We start from the raw sequence: 16,637 nt of genomic DNA, 5'->3' as shown, positions 1-16,637 counted from the left end.
CAATGAAGTAACAATGAGGAAGTAAAATTTTATGATGCGTATAGCGTTGTTCCTGCTGACTAACCTGGCCGTTATGCTGGTATTCGGGCTGGTGCTTAGCCTGACTGGCATTCAGCACAGCAGCGTGCCGGGATTGATGATCATGGCCGGGCTGTTTGGCTTCGGTGGTGCAATTGTCTCGTTGCTGATGTCTAAATGGATGGCGTTACGCTCGGTGGGTGGTGAAGTTATCGAGCAACCTCGCAATGAAACTGAACGCTGGTTAATGGAAACCGTTCGTCGTCAGTCTCAGCAGGCAGGTATTGGTATGCCACAGGTCGCGATTTATCACGCGCCAGATATTAATGCGTTCGCGACAGGCGCGCGCCGCGATGCCTCTCTGGTAGCTGTCAGCACCGGACTGCTGCAAAGCATGAGTCAGGATGAAGCCGAAGCGGTTATCGCCCACGAAATCAGCCACATTGCGAATGGCGACATGGTGACTATGACCCTGATCCAGGGTGTGGTGAACACATTCGTTATCTTCATTTCACGTATTATCGCGCAGGTGGCTTCTGGTTTCCTTTCCGGCAACCGTGATGGCGAAGAGAGCAGTAACGGTAACCCGTTGATTTATTTTGCCGTGGCAACTGTGCTGGAACTGGTATTCGGTATTCTGGCCAGCATCATCACCATGTGGTTCTCGCGTCACCGTGAATTCCATGCCGATGCGGGTTCTGCAAAACTGGTAGGTCGTGAGAAAATGATTGCTGCATTGCAGCGTCTGAAAACCAGTCATGAACCGCAGGAAGCGGGAAGCATGATGGCGTTCTGTATTAACGGTAAATCGAAATCATTCAGTGAGTTGTTTATGTCTCACCCGCCGCTGGATAAGCGTATTGAAGCATTGCGCAGCGGTGCATACATTAAATAAGACGCAAATAAGAAGCCAATAATCAGCCTCTGGCGATGATTGGTTAATAGAAGCCCGGCCATTATAGCCGGGCTTTTTCATGCCTGAATTTTACAGCTTAGCGTTTTCTGCTTCACGCTGACTGCTGGTTTTTTGCGTCATTCGCAGCAGACTGACCAGAGCGCCAGTGCCTGCGAGAGTTCCGGCGAGGATCAAAGAAGCGTGCGTACCGTGCTGAGGGAACAGGTTAAACATCAGTGCGACCATTGCCGCGCCGGTAGTTTGTCCCAGAAGGCGCGCTGTACCCAACAGGCCACTGGCTCCGCCACTGCGATTGCGCGGTGCTGAGCTGATAATTGTGTGGTTATTGGGTGACTGAAATAACCCGAAACCGGCTCCGCAGAGTAACATGCGCCAGATAATGTTCAGATGCGAAGGCTCGGGTGGCAGTAATGAAAGTGAAAACAATCCGAATGAAAAGACCACCAGACCAATTCCGCCCAGCATTCCGGGATGGAAGCGCTCCACCAGTCGGCCTGCAATCGGCGCCATCACCATCGTCGCCAGCGGCCACGGCGTCAGCAGAAGGCCGGTTTCAACTGAATTCAGACCCAATGTGTTTTGCAGGAAGAAGGGCAGGGAAACAAATGCCAGCATCTGTGCGCTGAAAGAGCACAGGGAAGTCCCGAGCGACATACTGAAAATCGGAATACGCAGCAAATCAACCGGCAGCAGCGGGAAGGGTCTCGTCAGCTGACGGCGAACAAAGAACCAGCCAATGACCAGAAGGGCAATGACTTCGCCGAGGATCAGCATATGATTCATTCCTTGCGCAAACCCGCTGATGGCGCTGATCAGTAGACCAAAGGTCAGAGCGTTCATCACGCTGCTGGTAATATCAAAACGCTGCCCCTGACTGCGTGTGGAGTTCGCTGGCAGAAACTTCAGACCCAGAATCAGAGCAACAATACCGATCGGCACGTTGATGGCAAACAGCCATTGCCATGACGCGACAGAAAGGATGCCCGCAGCGATGGTCGGTCCGGCAGCAGCAGACACGGCCACAATCAGCGCATTAATGCCCACGCCGCGCCCTAAGAATCGCTGAGGATAAATAATCCGGATAAGCGCGGTGTTCACACTCATGATCGCGGCGGCGCCAAAACCTTGTAAAACGCGGGCGACCGTCAGTGTCAGCAGAGAATCTGAGAGGGCGCAAAAAAGTGAGGTGATACTAAACACCAACAGCCCGGTCTGATAAATGCGGCGGTAGCCGAAAATATCGCCAAGCGATGCCAGAGAAAGCAGCGAAATGGTAATCGCCAGCTGGTAGGCATTCACCACCCAGATTGACGTCGCCGGACTGGCATGGAAATCATTGGCAATCGTCGGGAGCGCGACGTTTGCGATCGCCCCGTCCAGCACAGAAACGGTGATCCCCAGCGCAATCGCCAGGATCGCGCCGTATCGTTGTGGAAGAGGTAAGCCATCAGTGGGTGTTGGAGTCATGAGTTCTGTCAGTGCGTAGTCATCAGTAAGGGGAATATTACTACGCTAATCAACGTAAAGTGACTATTGTCACATGATGAAATGAATTATTTATCTCTCCGCCGGGAATGAAACTGGCTTAACAGTTCTTACATTCTCAATCAATGGGTTGATTGCTTCTGTACAAGGCTTACCACTATAATAAAAACCACGTTCTATTTTTTTTGAAACAAAACCAACGCGAGCAGGTAACTCACCCTATGGCTATCGCAGATCTTGATAAGCAACCCGATTCCGTCTCATCTGTCCTGAAAGTTTTTGGTATTTTACAGGCGCTGGGCGAAGAACGTGAGATTGGTATTACTGAACTTTCTCAACGCGTTATGATGTCTAAAAGTACGGTATACCGTTTCCTTCAGACCATGAAGTCACTCGGCTATGTTGCACAGGAAGGTGAGTCAGAGAAATATTCACTGACTCTGAAATTGTTTGAACTGGGTGCTAAGGCACTGCAAAACGTCGATCTTATCCGCAGCGCTGATATTCAGATGCGCGAATTGTCCCGCCTGACCCGTGAAACTATTCACCTTGGCGCGCTGGATGAAGACGGCATCGTCTACATCCATAAAATTGATTCCATGTACAACCTGCGTATGCATTCACGCATTGGTCGCCGCAATCCCCTGCATACCACGGCGATTGGTAAAGTGCTGCTGGCATGGGGCGACAAAGCGGAAGTCAGTACGCTGTTGCAGGAAATTGAATTCACCCGCAGTACCGAAAATACCATCATGAATGCAGCCGATTTGCAGGCAGCATTGGTGCAGGTGCGTGAGCAAGGTTATGGCGAAGATAATGAAGAACAGGAACAAGGTCTGCGTTGTATCGCTGTTCCTGTTTTTGACCGCTTTGGCGTTGTGATTGCCGGGTTAAGCATTTCCTTCCCGACTATCCGTTTCTCTGAAGAAAGCAAAAGCCACTACGTCGAAATGCTGCATACCGCCGCGCGTAATATCTCTGAGCAGATTGGATTCCACGACTATCCGTTCTGAGTAAATGCGGAAATGTAGGCATAAAAAAACCGAAGCCAATGGCTTCGGTTTTTTGTTTTCAGCAATCTGAACTTAACGGTGTGCCAGTTCTGCTGTTTCTTCTGAATTCATCACTTCTTTATCGGTCTGTTTCAGTAACTGGCTGGTAATCGTACCGGCAGTCATTGATCCGCTGACGTTAAGCGCAGTACGCCCCATATCAATCAATGGCTCGACAGAGATAAGCAGTGCCACCAGCGTGACCGGCAGACCCATAGCAGGTAATACGATCAGCGCAGCAAAGGTCGCGCCGCCACCGACACCCGCCACACCGGCAGAGCTCAGTGTCACGATACCAACCAGCGTCGCAATCCATACTGGATCAAACGGGTTAATACCGACGGTTGGTGCAACCATCACGGCCAGCATTGTCGGGTACAGACCTGCGCATCCGTTCTGGCCGATAGTGGCACCAAAGGAAGCGGCAAAGCTTGCGATAGATTCCGGAATACCCAGACGACGCGTTTGCGCTTCAACACTCAGCGGAATGGTTGCCGCACTGGAACGACTGGTGAACGCGAAGGTCAGCACCGGCCAGACTTTACGGAAGAATTTCGCAGGATTCACGCCAGTGAAAGAAAGCAGTACGGCATGAACCACAAACATAATCCCCAGACCCAGATAAGACGCGACCACGAAGCTGCCGAGTTTAATGATGTCCTGAATGTTGGAACCGGCAACCACTTTGGTCATCAGCGCCAGAACACCGTACGGGGTCAGTTTCATGACCAGACGTACCAGTTTCATCACCCATGCCTGCAGGGTATCGATGAAGACCAGAACACGAGGGCCTTTTTCTGCGTCATCTTTTACCAGCTGCAAGGCGGCAACACCCACGAAAGCAGCAAAGATAACGACGCTGATGATTGACGTCGGACTTGCGCCAGTCAGGTCAGCAAACGGGTTCTTAGGAATAAAGGAAAGGATTAACTGAGGCACGCTCAGGTCAGCCACTTTACCTACATAGTTTGACTGAATCGCAGTCAGACGCGCGGTTTCCTGCGTACCTTGTACCAGACCTTCAGCGGTCAGACCAAACAGGCCGGTAACAAAGATACCCACCAGCGAGGCAATCAGCGTGGTGAAAAGCAGGGTACCGATGGTCAGGAAACTGATTTTGCCCAGCGAAGACGCGTTATGCAGTTTTGCTACCGCACTCAGAATCGAAACGAAGACCAGCGGCATGACAATCATTTGCAGCAACTGGACGTAGCCGTTACCGACAATATTGAACCAGGTAATAGAGGTTTTCAGTACCGGATCGTCGGAACCGTAGATCAGCTGTAAAGCCAGACCAAACACAACACCCATGGCCAGACCGAGTAATACTTTTTTTGCCAGACTCCATTGCTTGTGGCGGGTTTGCGCCAGCAGCAACAGGAGAACAACGAAAACCACTACGTTAAGAACGAGCGGAAGATTCATACCGAACTCCAGACTTATAGTTTTGATATTTAAAACGGGTGTCCCCGACAGGGTTTGCACCATCCCAAAGCAATGGTGAGCAGAATATCAGTTTGGACACCTGAACATTTATATCCAAAAAGAATGCTTTATAACTTTTTGGGTTGATTCGTATCAAATATCGCCAAGTTGCGGGTGTTTTATGCCGGTCAGATGAACAATTTCAGGATGTGATTAAAAATATCAGGATTGATTGCACCAATGATGGGCGTCCAGTCGGGCCAGAACAGCGTTAACCCGACCAGCATCAGACACAACGTCCGTTCCAGTTGATTGCCTTTTTGACTGTTGATGATCGGCAGACGAAAGCGCCAGCGACATGGCCAGAGCAGGGGAACGCCAGCTGGCGTCAGCATATCCGCAAGAATGTGGCTCAGATAACCAATGATCATGGCGTGGAAAGCGTCTACCGGAATGACCCAGTCGTGCGGAAAATGCGTGCGCAAAAGGAAGATACCGCCCGCCACAGCCAGTAAACTGTGGGTAAAACCGCGGTGACCGAATGCCCGGGCGATTGGATGGGAAAGCCACTTCAGACGCTGACCTAGCACGGATTTCGGATGGTCGATGTCGGGCAATAAACAGGTAAGCAGGGACCCTGGAATAATATGCCACCAGTCGCCGTGCGCCAGCTCCGGAGAGAGCTGCGCCTTTTTGGCAAATACCGCACAGGCGATTGAGAAAATGAGATGGCCTTCCGCCGTCATGACGCGTCCGAACTGGATAACTGTTATTTTATCCAGTATAAGTGAAACTGTCACAATCTTGGAAGAGACACCCTGTAACTAATTGTCAACGGACTGATTAAAAAGAAAAAGGCGTATAAAAATACGCCTTTTGATTGTCACATTCTGAGCAGTTATCTCGCCAGCCAGCCGCCATCTACCGCAATCGTGTAACCGTTGACGTAATCGGAGGCTTTTGAGGCAAGAAACACTACCGGCCCCATGACATCTTCCGGTAAACCCCAGCGTCCGGCCGGGATCCTGTCGATAATTTCTTTGCTGCGATCGCCATCGGCGCGAAGTTGCTCGGTGTTGTTGGTGGACATGTAACCCGGCGCGATTGCATTGACATTAACCTTATGCTTTGCCCACTCGTTAGCCATCAGCCGGGTAATCCCCATGACTGCGCTTTTAGATGCGGTATAGGAAGGAACGCGGATCCCGCCCTGATACGACAACATAGAGGCAATATTAATGATTTTGCCGCCATTGCCTTGTTTAATGAACTGCTTCGCTACTGCCTGAGACATAAAGAACAGCGTCTTACTGTTCACATTCATTACGTCGTCCCAGTTTTTCTCGCTGAACTCGATAGCATCTTCGCGGCGGATAATTCCAGCGTTATTGACCAGGATATCGATATGGCTGAATTCAGAGACGGCTTTTTCGATAAGCTTCGGGATTTCTATAATACTGCTAAGGTCGGCGCGTAAATCGAGAAAGCGGCGGCCGGTGGCGATAATCTTTTGTTCTGTCTCTTCTGGCGCGGACTGGTTGATACCCACAATATCGCAACCCGCCTGAGCGAGACCCAACGCCATGCCCTGGCCAAGTCCGGTGTTACAACCGGTCACGATGGCGACTTTGCCGTTTAATTCAAACGAATCGAGGATCATATTCAGAGTCTCTTTTGCAACGGCATGTTCGCCATAAAAATTGAGTGGCTCCGCCTGCGGTGACAGAGCCAGAGAGTTAGCGCAGTTCGCTGACCTTGACGTGATCCATATCGTCGAATACCTGATTTTCTCCCACCATACCCCAGATGAAGGTGTAGTTTTTGGTCCCTACGCCCGCATGAATCGACCAGCTTGGGGAAATCACCGCCTGCTCGTTATGCACTAATAAATGACGGGTTTCCTGCGGCTGCCCCATCATGTGGAATACCGCAGTTTCCGCTTCCATGTTGAAGTAGAAATAGACTTCCATGCGGCGCTCGTGGGTGTGGCAAGGCATGGTATTCCACAGGCTACCTTCTTCAAGCTTGGTCAGTCCCATGGTCAGCTGGCAGGTTTCCAGTACGTCCGGCACGATAAATTTATTGATAGTGCGGCGGTTGCTGGTCGCTGCGTCGCCGATAGTTTGTGGTGAGGCTTCCGCCAGCGTGATCTTTTTGTTTGGAAAAGTGGTATGTGCAGGGGCGCTGTTATAGTAAAACTTGGCAGGTGTAGTCGCATTAACGCTACTGAATTCAACAAGTTTTGCTCCCTTGCCGACATACAGCGCTTCTTCATGACCAATTTCATACGTCGTGCCATCAACCACAATAAGGCCTGGCCCGCCAATGTTGATCACGCCCAGTTCGCGACGTTCGAGGAAATAGCTCACGCCAAGTTGCTTGCCGACTTCATCGCCCACGGACACCGTTTTTTCAGCAGGCATGACGCCGCCGACAATGATGCGGTCAATATGGCTGTAGGTCATGGTGTAGGCATTTTTTTCAAAGATTTTCTCGATGAGAAATTCGCGGCGTAATTCAGCGGTATCAAGCGTTTTTGCATGGTCGCTGTGAATGCTTTGACGAACTTGCATGTCGGTGCCTCTCGTTGGATATCGGTTAAGGAGGACTTACCGGGCGAGTCTGACCGTTGCGTGGCAGTGACAGCGTACAGAAGCAGGAGAGCTCCCGGCTCGTCCTTGTTGCAGAAAGAATAGGTTCATTGGTATGCGAATTCAATAAAAATGAAATATCGTTTTATTTATTTTATGAGTCAGTTCAAGGTTTGCGAAATTAAACGCAGATTTGAAAATTGTGGCAGAGGGGGTAAGTAAAGAAGAAAGCTAAAACAGGAAGGGTGCGCAGCAACATGAGCGACTGCGCATAAATTTTAACTGATGTGTGTCACTCGTAATTCTTCAAGCGAAGAAAGTTTGACATCCGCCAGCGCCCAGCGGGGATCCACGCTGTATTCATGGTCTGGCACAACAATCGAACGCATACGCGCGGCTTTGGTAGCGATCATGCCATTAAAGGAGTCTTCCAGCGTGACGCAGTTCAGCGGGTCGACCGCTAACTCGCCGGCAGCCAGCAGGTAAACTTCGGGATGGGGTTTGCTGTAAGGCAGTTTCTCGGCAGATACGCGAACCTGAAAATAGGATTGCAGATTGAACATTTCCAGCACGGTATCAAGCATGAATAAAGGTGACGCTGAGGCGAGGCCAATTTTCAGCCCCTGATCACGGCACAATTCCAGCGCGTGATTAACGCCAGGTAACAATGGCCGGGTTTGTTCTACCAGTTCAATGGTACGGGCAATGACCATTGAAGCGACTTCCTCCTGACCCGGCCCCTGCCACGGCAATACCTGATACCACATTCTGACAACCTGATCGATACGCAACCCAAGCGTGTCGGGCAGCAAATGTCGCTGAGAAATATCGACGCCAAGGCTGCTGAAAACGTCCAGTTCTGCCTGAACCCACAACCGTTCAGAATCAATTAACAGACCATCCATATCGAAAATTGCTGCATTAACAGGGCGGACATAAGCCATGAAAGCGGACTCCCTAACAGTGAATAGATCCTCACTTTAGCATTGGCTTTCGCGCGGACGAAATCCGTTCTACGGACAAATGGCATTGTTGCTGGCACTGAAGAGGTGCTAACTGATTAAAACATTGGGCGGAAAAACCTTTCTGTGGGTAAACTTAGCTGTTGCTTAAGGTATCCTAACAAGGGGAATTCATGACGTACCAACAGGCCGGACGTGTGGCAGTGATTAAACGGATTGCAGGATGGATTATTTTTATCCCTGCGCTGCTTTCAACGCTGATCTCATTGCTAACCTTTATCAATGAGCATACTAAAACTGAGCAGGGCATCAACGCCGTTATGCTGGACTTTGTCCACGTGATGGTTGATATGATTAAGTTTAACACTTCATTTTTGAACGTTTTTTGGTACAACTCGCCGGTGCCGTCTCTCGGGCAGGGCGTGACAAGTGCGAATATCATGTTCTTCATCATCTACTGGCTTATCTTTGTGGGGCTGGCGCTTCAGGCATCCGGCGCAAGAATGTCCCGTCAGGTGAAACATGTTCGCGAGGGGATCCAGGATCAGCTTATCCTTGAGCAGGCGAAGGGCGCAGAAGGGCGGACTCGTCCTCAGATTGAAGAACGCATTGTGATACCCCGGCACACCATTTTGGTGCAGTATTTCCCGTTGTATATTTTGCCGATCATTATTGCAGTTATCGGATATTTCATTTTGAAATTATTAGGGTTAATTGCCGGATAGCTCATACAACATATTCATAACATTTCGTTGTTGAGTGATCGGTTGCCAACGATGTAAAATATTTAAATAAGGCCTGAATATTCACGTATTCAGGCCTTATTTTTTGACGCTAAAAGAGTGCTGCGTTAATTGATGTCATCGTGTAGCAGTCTGTCTACCGCGCGTTGAGCCACCACCAGATGTTGACCGCCGAATAAATTACTGCGGTTAAGTAAATAATATAACTGGTAGAGAGGCTGCCTTGAAATGAATCCGTCCGGTAAAGGCGTTTTACTCTGATAGCCATCATATAGCTGAGGTGGAACATTGGGATACAACGGCAACATGGCCAGATCACATTCTCTGTCGCCCCAGTAACAAGCCGGGTCGAAAATAACGGGACCATTATCAGATAACCCGCAGTTATGCGGCCATAAATCGCCATGTAATAGAGACGGCTGCGGCTGATGATTCTGTAAACGCGCATGTACTAATGCGGTGATATCTTCAATATTACCGAATGTCATGCCTTTCTCTGCCGCCAGTTGTAACTGCCAGCCAATCCGCTGCTCAGCAAAAAATGTGGCCCAACGCCGTTGCCAGCTATTAGGTTGCGGGAGTGTCGCGAGTTCATTATCGAAATCAAGACCAAATTGCAGCTGTTCACTCCATTGGTGCAAAGCGGCAAGTTGTTGCCCTAAAACATACGCATTGTGCGCATCCAGCGGTTTTTGTGGAATGTATTCAAGCAGAAGAAAGCTGTAATCACGGTCACTGCCCACTCCGTAAACTTCTGGTACCCGGACGGTCTGACTACGCGCAAGCAGGGCGAGTTGATCGGCTTCTGCGGCAAAAATAGGCAACATCTCGCGCGCATTGCATTTCACGAATACATCCCTGTCGCCATAGCTCAGCCGCCATGCCGGATGGATTTCACCTCCAGGCAGTTCAACACGTTCGCGGATTTCAGCACTGCCAAGGTGTTCACTCAACAAACGATTGACGGCTTGCCACATGGTATTACCCCTTCTGACTGGCCCGATAATTCATTAAGTTAGCGTTTTCTCTGGTTTAAAAACCCGATCCGGCGCACGGCTGAATCAGATGATGACGTTAATTTATGCAATTTACGATGTTGACGGAATGCGAGCGTAATCAATGAATCTGTTATTTTCAGAATATGTGACATAAAAGAGGTTTTATATGCAGAATTGTCTTATCGACATGTTCCTAACCCCCTTGTTTAACAAAACAATAATAATAATAGACTAAAAATATATTCAGGTGTGGAAAGAAGATGTATATGCTACATCTCGTCCCAGTCGCGAGAGAGATAACGTGAAACCAAACATTCTTTATTTGATGGCCGCGCTATTACTGGCGGGTTGCGCTAAAGAAACACCGGTTCAAACTACGCGTTTTTTGAATCCATCGCCGCCACCTCAGCGCGATACTTCATTAATGCACCCGGGGCCTTATGGTGATGTTATTCACCAGGCGGCAAATACTTACGGCGTCGACGAAACACTTGTTAAAGCAATCATTCAGGTCGAATCTGGATATAACCCAACCGTTGTCAGCAAATCGAATGCGATTGGGTTAATGCAGCTAAAGGCCTCAACGGCAGGACGCGATGCCTACCGGATGAAAGGACGTTACGGTCAGCCTACGCCACGTGATTTGAAAGATCCGGCAGTGAACATTGATCTGGGAACGGCGTATCTGAGTATCCTGCAGCAACAGCTGGCGGGCATTAACAACCCTGAAACCCGTCGTTATGCGACCACATTAGCCTATGTGAACGGGGCAGGGGCATTGCTAAGAACGTTTGCGAAAGATAAAACCTACGCCATTGCGAAGATTAATCTGATGTCGCCGGCTGAGTTTTCCCAGCATGTGCAGAAAAACCATCCTGCACCTCAGGCACCGCGTTATTTGTGGAAGGTGAACAACGCTTATCTTGCCATGCGATAAGCGTTGAAGTTACCGCCAGCAGTTCAGGCTGCCGGCGGTAATGTTTTGATGATTTCAAGGATCCCGTTAATCACAAACTGAACCCCCATACACACCAGTAAGAATCCCATCAGACGTGAAATCGCTTCAATCCCGCTCTTGCCGACCAGGCGCATAATCGCTCCTGAACTGCGCAGCGTTAACCATAAAATCAGTCCGACTAAAAAGAAAATAATCACCGGTGCAACGGTAATAACCCAGTGCGGGAAATCAGAATCCCGTACGGTAGACGCGCTGCTGATGATCATCGCAATCGTACCCGGGCCCGCCGTGCTTGGCATCGCCAGCGGAACGAAGGCGATATTTGGCGATTCCTGTTTCCTCATTTCCTCGGTTTTATTCTCAATTAATACTCTTTCTTCCACATGGGGTTGTGGGAAAAGCATTCTGAAACCGATAAACGTGACGATCAGACCCCCTGCAATTCGCAGGCCGGGAATAGAAATCCCAAACGTGTTCATAACCAGCTGCCCTGCGTAATACGCCACCATCATGATGATGAAGACATACACAGAGGCCATCAGCGATTGCTGGTTTCTTTCCTGCGTGGTCATTTTCCCTGAAAGGCCGAGCAACAGCGCCACGGTAGTCAGGGGATTTGCCAGCGGAAGGAGTACCACCAGGCCCAAACCTATTGCTTCAAATAACAGCCTGACTTCAGACATATGCTTCCCTTATCTCATGTTTCTCTGAATAGCTTATCTTGCAGGAGGGGATTACACGAAAAATATCCACATTAAGCAACACAGGTTGCTGGAAATTCGCACTTTACGGGTGTTAAACTCGTTGCCTGTTTTCACGTCGCATCCCGATACATTTACGTGATGTATTTCAGGGTGTCTATATTTGGCAAAGTAAAGCTAGATAGCGTGGATAACTACATGAAATTACACTCAAATATTTTTCTAGATGTGCTCTGTCGTGTGGGGCACCACTGTAGATTAAGGAATTAACATGCCTGTCATTACTCTTCCTGATGGAAGCCAGCGCGTTTTTGATCGCCCCGTTTCTCCTCTTGATGTTGCGCTTGATATCGGTCCGGGTCTGGCGAAAGCCTGTATCGCGGGTCGCGTTAACGGCGAACTGGTTGATGCAACTGATTTGATTGAAACCGATGCACAACTGGCGATCATCACCGCTAAAGACGAAGCCGGTCTTGAAATCTTGCGCCACTCCTGTGCGCACCTTTTGGGTCATGCCATCAAGCAATTGTGGCCAGACACTAAAATGGCTATCGGTCCGGTTATCGATAATGGCTTCTACTACGACGTCGATTTAGATCGCACGTTGACTCAGGAAGACATCGAACTTCTTGAAAAGCGCATGCACGAACTGGCTGAAAAGAATTACGACGTTATTAAAAAGAAAGTCAGCTGGCAGGAAGCGCGCGATACCTTTGCAAGCCGTGGCGAAGAATACAAAGTGGCCATTCTGGATGAAAACATCAGTCATGATGATCGTCCGGGCTTGTACCACCATGAAGAATACGTCGATATGTGTCGTGGTCCGCACGTACCGAACATGCGTTTCTGCCATCATTTCAAACTGCAGAAAACATCCGGTGCTTACTGGCGTGGTAACAGCGACAACAAGATGCTGCAACGTATCTACGGCACTGCATGGGCAGATAAAAAGCAACTCAATGCCTATATTCAGCGTCTGGAAGAAGCCGGTAAACGAGACCACCGTAAAATTGGTAAGCAACTCGACCTGTATCACATGCAGGAAGAAGCGCCAGGTATGGTGTTCTGGCACAACGATGGCTGGACTATTTTCCGTGAGCTGGAAGCCTTCGTGCGCATGAAACTGAAGTCATACGATTATCAGGAAGTGAAAGGTCCGTTTATGATGGACCGCGTGCTGTGGGAAAAAACAGGTCACTGGGAAAACTACAAAGAAGCAATGTTCACTACTTCTTCTGAAAACCGTGAATACTGCATCAAACCTATGAACTGCCCGGGTCACGTTCAGATCTTTAACCAGGGTCTGAAATCCTACCGTGATCTGCCGCTGCGTATGGCGGAGTTCGGCAGCTGCCATCGTAATGAGCCGTCAGGTGCATTGCATGGTCTGATGCGCGTTCGTGGCTTCACTCAGGACGATGCCCACATCTTCTGTACTGAAGAGCAGGTACGTGATGAAGTGAACAGCTGTATCCGTATGGTTTACGACATGTACAGCACTTTTGGCTTCGAAAAGATTGTGGTGAAATTGTCCACTCGTCCTGAGAAGCGCATTGGTACTGACGAAATGTGGACTCGTGCTGAGGATGATCTGGCAGCCGCGTTGACTGAAAACGACATTCCGTTCGAATATCAGCCTGGTGAAGGGGCGTTCTACGGTCCGAAAATTGAATTTACCTTGCATGATTGTTTGGATCGTGCGTGGCAGTGTGGTACCGTGCAGCTCGACTTTTCATTACCTGGTCGCTTGAACGCCTCTTATATTGGCGAAAGCAACGACCGTCAGGTCCCGGTAATGATTCACCGTGCTATCCTGGGTTCAATGGAGCGTTTCATCGGTATTCTGACTGAAGAATACGCTGGCTTCTTCCCAACATGGATAGCTCCGGTCCAGGTAGTGATCATGAATATCACTGATTCACAAGCTACCTATGTCGAAGAATTAACTAAAAAACTGCAAGATGCAGGCATTCGCGTTAAAGCCGACTTGAGAAATGAGAAGATTGGCTTTAAAATTCGCGAACACACGCTACGCCGTGTTCCTTACATGTTAGTTTGTGGCGATAAAGAGGTCGAAGCAGGCAAAGTTGCTGTTCGTACCCGCCGCGGCAAAGACTTAGGAAGCATGGATGTTAGCGAAGTCGTTGACAAACTGCTGGCGGAAATCCGCAGCAGAAGTCTTCATCAACTGGAGGAATAAAGTATTAAAGGCGGAAAACGAGTTCAACCGGCGCGTCCTAATCGCATTAACAAAGAGATTCGCGCGCAAGAAGTTCGCCTCACAGGCGTCGATGGCGAGCAGATTGGTATTGTCAGTCTGAATGAAGCTCTTGAAAAAGCTGAGGAAGCGGGCGTCGATTTAGTAGAAATCAGTCCGAATGCCGAGCCGCCAGTTTGTCGAATCATGGATTACGGCAAATTCCTCTACGAGAAGAGCAAGTCGACTAAAGAGCAGAAAAAGAAACAAAAAGTTATTCAGGTTAAGGAAATCAAATTCCGACCTGGTACCGATGATGGCGACTATCAGGTCAAACTACGCAACCTGATTCGCTTTCTGGAAGATGGCGATAAAGCCAAAATCACCCTGCGTTTCCGTGGGCGTGAAATGGCGCACCAACAGATCGGTATGGAAGTGCTTAACCGCGTCCGTAAAGACCTGTGTGAAGATTCTGAACTGGCCGTTGTCGAATCCTTCCCTACGAAGATCGAAGGTCGTCAGATGATCATGGTGCTCGCACCTAAGAAGAAACAGTAAGGCTTCCAAGTAATCCTGCTGCGCGGTGTTAGCACCGCGCATGCTGGATTCGCCTTTCTGATTCATGTTAATAACAATGCGAAGTGGAATTTAAAATGCCAAAGATCAAAACAGTACGCGGCGCCGCTAAACGCTTCAAAAAAACCGCCAACGGTGGTTTTAAGCGTAAGCACGCAAACCTGCGTCATATTCTGACCAAAAAAGCTACTAAGCGTAAACGTCACTTGCGTCCAAAAGGCCTGGTATCCAAGAACGATTTGGGTCTGGTCTCTGCATGTCTGCCGTACGCATAAATACACTTTTTCATTTAGAATATAAAACTCAGGAGAGCATATGGCTCGCGTAAAACGTGGTGTGATTGCACGTGCACGTCACAAGAAAATCTTAAAACAGGCGAAAGGTTACTACGGTGCCCGTTCTCGCGTATATCGTGTTGCATTCCAGGCTGTTATCAAAGCTGGTCAATACGCTTACCGTGACCGTCGTCAAAAGAAACGTCAGTTCCGTCAGCTGTGGATCGCGCGTATCAACGCAGCAGCTCGTCAGAACGACATGTCTTACAGCAAATTCATTAACGGCTTGAAAAAAGCTTCTATTGAAATTGACCGTAAGATCTTGGCTGACATCGCAGTCTTCGACAAAGTGGTATTTGCCGCTCTTGTTGAGAAAGCGAAAGCAGCACTGGCGTAAGTCAGTTGAAAGAGGGAGCTTGCTCCCTCTTTTATATTTTGTGTTTAAAAACATTCTGTTTCGTTGTTTAATATCCTCTGTAGTGTCATTAGAACGTCAGCACAAAATTTACAACCGATAAGGTAACGCAAGCATGAATCCTGCTATTTTCCGTTTCTTTTTTTACTTTAGCGCCTGACTCAGGAAGGCTTTCGCGCGTAAGAGAAGAAACGAAAAGTAGCGCCTAAGCCTCCCTCGTGGAGGCTTTTTTGTATCTGTGCTTTATACACTAAGGTTCAGGGTCAAAATCGCGCCCCTGATTAATCACGGTTATTTTACATCGGGCCATATTGGCCAGAAGAAGAGGAAAGCAATGCCACATCTCGCAGAGCTGGTTGCCAATGCCAAGGCAGCCGTAGAGAGTGCTCAGGACATCGCCGCGCTGGATAACGTGCGTGTCGAATATCTGGGTAAGAAAGGCCACCTGACACTCCAGATGACAACACTCCGTGAATTACCTGCGGAAGAACGCCCGGCAGCGGGTGCGGTCATCAATGAAGCGAAAGCGCAGGTTCAGGAAGCCCTGAACGCGCGTAAAAATACGCTGGAGTCTGCTGAATTGAATGCGCGTCTGGCTGAAGAAACGATTGACGTTTCCCTGCCTGGTCGCCGCATCGAAAACGGTGGTCTGCACCCGGTGACCCGTACTATCGACCGCATTGAAACCTTCTTCGGTGAATTAGGCTTTACCGTGGAAACCGGCCCTGAAATCGAAGATGACTATCATAACTTCGATGCCCTGAATATTCCGGGACACCATCCGGCACGTGCTGATCACGATACATTCTGGTTTGATGCCAAGCGTTTGCTGCGCACACAGACTTCCGGTGTTCAGATCCGTACGATGAAAGATCAGCAGCCGCCGATTCGTATCATCGCGCCGGGCCGCGTATATCGTAACGATTACGACCAGACTCACACCCCGATGTTCCATCAGATGGAAGGCCTGATCGTTGATAAAGACATCAGCTTCTCCAACCTGAAAGGCACGTTGCACGATTTCCTGAACAACTTCTTTGAAGCTGATTTGCAGATCCGTTTCCGTCCTTCCTATTTCCCGTTCACAGAACCTTCTGCGGAAGTGGATGTAATGGGCAAAAATGGCAAGTGGCTGGAAGTGCTGGGTTGCGGCATGGTGCATCCGAATGTCCTGCGCAACGTCGGCATTGACCCAGAAGTGTATTCCGGTTTTGCCTTCGGAATGGGAATGGAACGTCTGACAATGTTGCGCTATGGCGTGACTGACCTGCGTGCATTCTTCGAAAATGATCTGCGTTTCCTCAAACAGTTTAAGTAAGGCGGGA

18 protein-coding genes and 1 other annotated feature are annotated in these 16,637 nt (G+C 49.2%); of the genes, 10 read left to right on the top strand and 8 right to left on the bottom strand.

The genetic code is table 11. The features are described 5' to 3' along the window. Positions 1-31 precede the first annotated feature (31 nt). Positions 32-913, top strand: a complete 882-nt coding sequence (htpX, locus tag ACM615_RS07380) for a protease HtpX (RefSeq protein WP_112287988.1) — start codon at positions 32-34, stop codon at positions 911-913. 90 nt (positions 914-1,003) lie between these two features. On the opposite strand, the gene ACM615_RS07375 is transcribed toward htpX, so the two are convergent. Beyond that, the gene (locus ACM615_RS07375; RefSeq protein WP_129638531.1) at positions 1,004-2,401 is read right to left on the bottom strand and encodes an MFS transporter; all 1,398 of its coding nucleotides are present in this window, start codon (positions 2,399-2,401) and stop codon (positions 1,004-1,006) included. Between the two features lie 239 nt (positions 2,402-2,640). Here ACM615_RS07375 and kdgR point away from each other — a divergent pair, with 239 nt between their 5' ends. Beyond that, positions 2,641-3,432: a DNA-binding transcriptional regulator KdgR gene (gene kdgR / locus ACM615_RS07370; RefSeq protein ID WP_112287986.1), complete on the top strand. Its 792-nt coding sequence runs from the start codon at positions 2,641-2,643 to the stop codon at positions 3,430-3,432. Between the two features lie 72 nt (positions 3,433-3,504). Here the strand turns inward: kdgR and ACM615_RS07365 are convergent, their stop codons facing one another. From ACM615_RS07365 to hxpB, 5 genes are all read right to left on the bottom strand, one after another. Then, complete coding sequence (locus ACM615_RS07365; protein ID WP_112287985.1) at positions 3,505-4,896, bottom strand: L-cystine transporter; 1,392 nt, start codon at positions 4,894-4,896, stop codon at positions 3,505-3,507. Positions 4,897-5,084: 188 nt separating this feature from the next. After that, complete coding sequence (locus tag ACM615_RS07360) at positions 5,085-5,642, bottom strand: metal-dependent hydrolase (RefSeq protein WP_120161759.1); 558 nt, start codon at positions 5,640-5,642, stop codon at positions 5,085-5,087. A 152-nt stretch (positions 5,643-5,794) separates the two neighbouring features. Further along, on the bottom strand, positions 5,795-6,556 hold the full coding sequence (gene kduD / locus ACM615_RS07355; protein WP_159281504.1) for a 2-dehydro-3-deoxy-D-gluconate 5-dehydrogenase KduD: 762 nt from the start codon (positions 6,554-6,556) through the stop codon (positions 5,795-5,797). A gap of 76 nt (positions 6,557-6,632) precedes the next feature. Beyond that, entirely contained in the window at positions 6,633-7,469 is an 837-nt protein-coding gene (gene kduI, locus ACM615_RS07350; protein WP_112287982.1) for a 5-dehydro-4-deoxy-D-glucuronate isomerase, read from the bottom strand. 296 nt (positions 7,470-7,765) lie between these two features. Next, the gene (gene hxpB, locus ACM615_RS07345; RefSeq protein WP_112287981.1) at positions 7,766-8,431 is read right to left on the bottom strand and encodes a hexitol phosphatase HxpB; all 666 of its coding nucleotides are present in this window, start codon (positions 8,429-8,431) and stop codon (positions 7,766-7,768) included. 191 nt (positions 8,432-8,622) lie between these two features. On the opposite strand from hxpB, the gene ACM615_RS07340 reads away from it, so the two are divergent. Continuing rightward, positions 8,623-9,174: a YniB family protein gene (locus ACM615_RS07340; protein WP_112287980.1), complete on the top strand. Its 552-nt coding sequence runs from the start codon at positions 8,623-8,625 to the stop codon at positions 9,172-9,174. A 125-nt stretch (positions 9,175-9,299) separates the two neighbouring features. Here the strand turns inward: ACM615_RS07340 and ACM615_RS07335 are convergent, their stop codons facing one another. Further along, the gene (locus ACM615_RS07335; protein ID WP_112287979.1) at positions 9,300-10,169 is read right to left on the bottom strand and encodes a fructosamine kinase family protein; all 870 of its coding nucleotides are present in this window, start codon (positions 10,167-10,169) and stop codon (positions 9,300-9,302) included. Between the two features lie 322 nt (positions 10,170-10,491). Between ACM615_RS07335 and ACM615_RS07330 the strand changes: the two genes are divergently transcribed. After that, positions 10,492-11,127, top strand: a complete 636-nt coding sequence (locus ACM615_RS07330; RefSeq protein ID WP_132964095.1) for a transglycosylase SLT domain-containing protein — start codon at positions 10,492-10,494, stop codon at positions 11,125-11,127. A gap of 23 nt (positions 11,128-11,150) precedes the next feature. Here ACM615_RS07330 and ACM615_RS07325 read toward each other — a convergent pair whose 3' ends face one another. Beyond that, the gene (locus tag ACM615_RS07325) at positions 11,151-11,831 is read right to left on the bottom strand and encodes a MarC family NAAT transporter (RefSeq protein WP_120161764.1); all 681 of its coding nucleotides are present in this window, start codon (positions 11,829-11,831) and stop codon (positions 11,151-11,153) included. Positions 11,832-12,120: 289 nt separating this feature from the next. Here ACM615_RS07325 and thrS point away from each other — a divergent pair, with 289 nt between their 5' ends. The 6 genes from thrS to pheS all read left to right on the top strand — a co-directional run bounded on the left by thrS (position 12,121) and on the right by pheS (position 16,630). Next, on the top strand, positions 12,121-14,049 hold the full coding sequence (gene thrS, locus ACM615_RS07320; RefSeq protein WP_120161765.1) for a threonine--tRNA ligase: 1,929 nt from the start codon (positions 12,121-12,123) through the stop codon (positions 14,047-14,049). A 3-nt stretch (positions 14,050-14,052) separates the two neighbouring features. Further along, positions 14,053-14,604 (top strand): translation initiation factor IF-3, encoded by a 552-nt coding sequence (gene infC, locus ACM615_RS07315; protein ID WP_013576136.1) that lies wholly within the window; start codon positions 14,053-14,055, stop codon positions 14,602-14,604. A gap of 95 nt (positions 14,605-14,699) precedes the next feature. Next, entirely contained in the window at positions 14,700-14,897 is a 198-nt protein-coding gene (rpmI, locus tag ACM615_RS07310) for a 50S ribosomal protein L35 (protein ID WP_013576135.1), read from the top strand. 40 nt (positions 14,898-14,937) lie between these two features. Further along, the gene (gene rplT / locus ACM615_RS07305; protein WP_056773451.1) at positions 14,938-15,294 is read left to right on the top strand and encodes a 50S ribosomal protein L20; all 357 of its coding nucleotides are present in this window, start codon (positions 14,938-14,940) and stop codon (positions 15,292-15,294) included. Positions 15,295-15,422: 128 nt separating this feature from the next. Further along, positions 15,423-15,547: a sequence feature (Phe leader region), on the top strand. Further along, positions 15,428-15,472 carry a pheST operon leader peptide PheM gene (gene pheM / locus ACM615_RS07300; RefSeq protein WP_134389264.1) on the top strand — a complete coding sequence of 15 codons (45 nt, stop codon included), beginning with the start codon at positions 15,428-15,430 and terminating at the stop codon, positions 15,470-15,472. (Overlaps the previous feature by 45 nt.) 99 nt (positions 15,548-15,646) lie before the next feature. Beyond that, the gene (pheS, locus tag ACM615_RS07295; RefSeq protein ID WP_112287976.1) at positions 15,647-16,630 is read left to right on the top strand and encodes a phenylalanine--tRNA ligase subunit alpha; all 984 of its coding nucleotides are present in this window, start codon (positions 15,647-15,649) and stop codon (positions 16,628-16,630) included. The last annotated feature ends 7 nt before the right edge of the window (positions 16,631-16,637 follow it).

Source organism: Rahnella sp. PAMC25617 (assembly GCF_050606005.1).
Taxonomy (GTDB): Bacteria; Pseudomonadota; Gammaproteobacteria; order Enterobacterales; family Enterobacteriaceae; genus Rahnella; species Rahnella variigena.
Note: the sequence above shows the minus strand (reverse complement) of the source record. Positions and strands in the feature narration are given on the sequence as shown.

Coding starts and splice junctions, on each gene's coding strand:
- rplT (WP_056773451.1), top strand. CDS start 14,938: ATGGCTCGCGTAAAACGTGGTGTGATTGCACGTGCACGTCACAAGAAA.
- htpX (WP_112287988.1), top strand. CDS start 32: ATGATGCGTATAGCGTTGTTCCTGCTGACTAACCTGGCCGTTATGCTG.
- ACM615_RS07365 (WP_112287985.1), bottom strand. CDS start 4,896: ATGAATCTTCCGCTCGTTCTTAACGTAGTGGTTTTCGTTGTTCTCCTG.
- pheS (WP_112287976.1), top strand. CDS start 15,647: ATGCCACATCTCGCAGAGCTGGTTGCCAATGCCAAGGCAGCCGTAGAG.
- ACM615_RS07375 (WP_129638531.1), bottom strand. CDS start 2,401: ATGACTCCAACACCCACTGATGGCTTACCTCTTCCACAACGATACGGC.
- rpmI (WP_013576135.1), top strand. CDS start 14,700: ATGCCAAAGATCAAAACAGTACGCGGCGCCGCTAAACGCTTCAAAAAA.
- kduD (WP_159281504.1), bottom strand. CDS start 6,556: ATGATCCTCGATTCGTTTGAATTAAACGGCAAAGTCGCCATCGTGACC.
- thrS (WP_120161765.1), top strand. CDS start 12,121: ATGCCTGTCATTACTCTTCCTGATGGAAGCCAGCGCGTTTTTGATCGC.
- ACM615_RS07325 (WP_120161764.1), bottom strand. CDS start 11,831: ATGTCTGAAGTCAGGCTGTTATTTGAAGCAATAGGTTTGGGCCTGGTG.
- ACM615_RS07335 (WP_112287979.1), bottom strand. CDS start 10,169: ATGTGGCAAGCCGTCAATCGTTTGTTGAGTGAACACCTTGGCAGTGCT.
- ACM615_RS07340 (WP_112287980.1), top strand. CDS start 8,623: ATGACGTACCAACAGGCCGGACGTGTGGCAGTGATTAAACGGATTGCA.
- kduI (WP_112287982.1), bottom strand. CDS start 7,469: ATGCAAGTTCGTCAAAGCATTCACAGCGACCATGCAAAAACGCTTGAT.
- ACM615_RS07360 (WP_120161759.1), bottom strand. CDS start 5,642: ATGACGGCGGAAGGCCATCTCATTTTCTCAATCGCCTGTGCGGTATTT.
- kdgR (WP_112287986.1), top strand. CDS start 2,641: ATGGCTATCGCAGATCTTGATAAGCAACCCGATTCCGTCTCATCTGTC.
- hxpB (WP_112287981.1), bottom strand. CDS start 8,431: ATGGCTTATGTCCGCCCTGTTAATGCAGCAATTTTCGATATGGATGGT.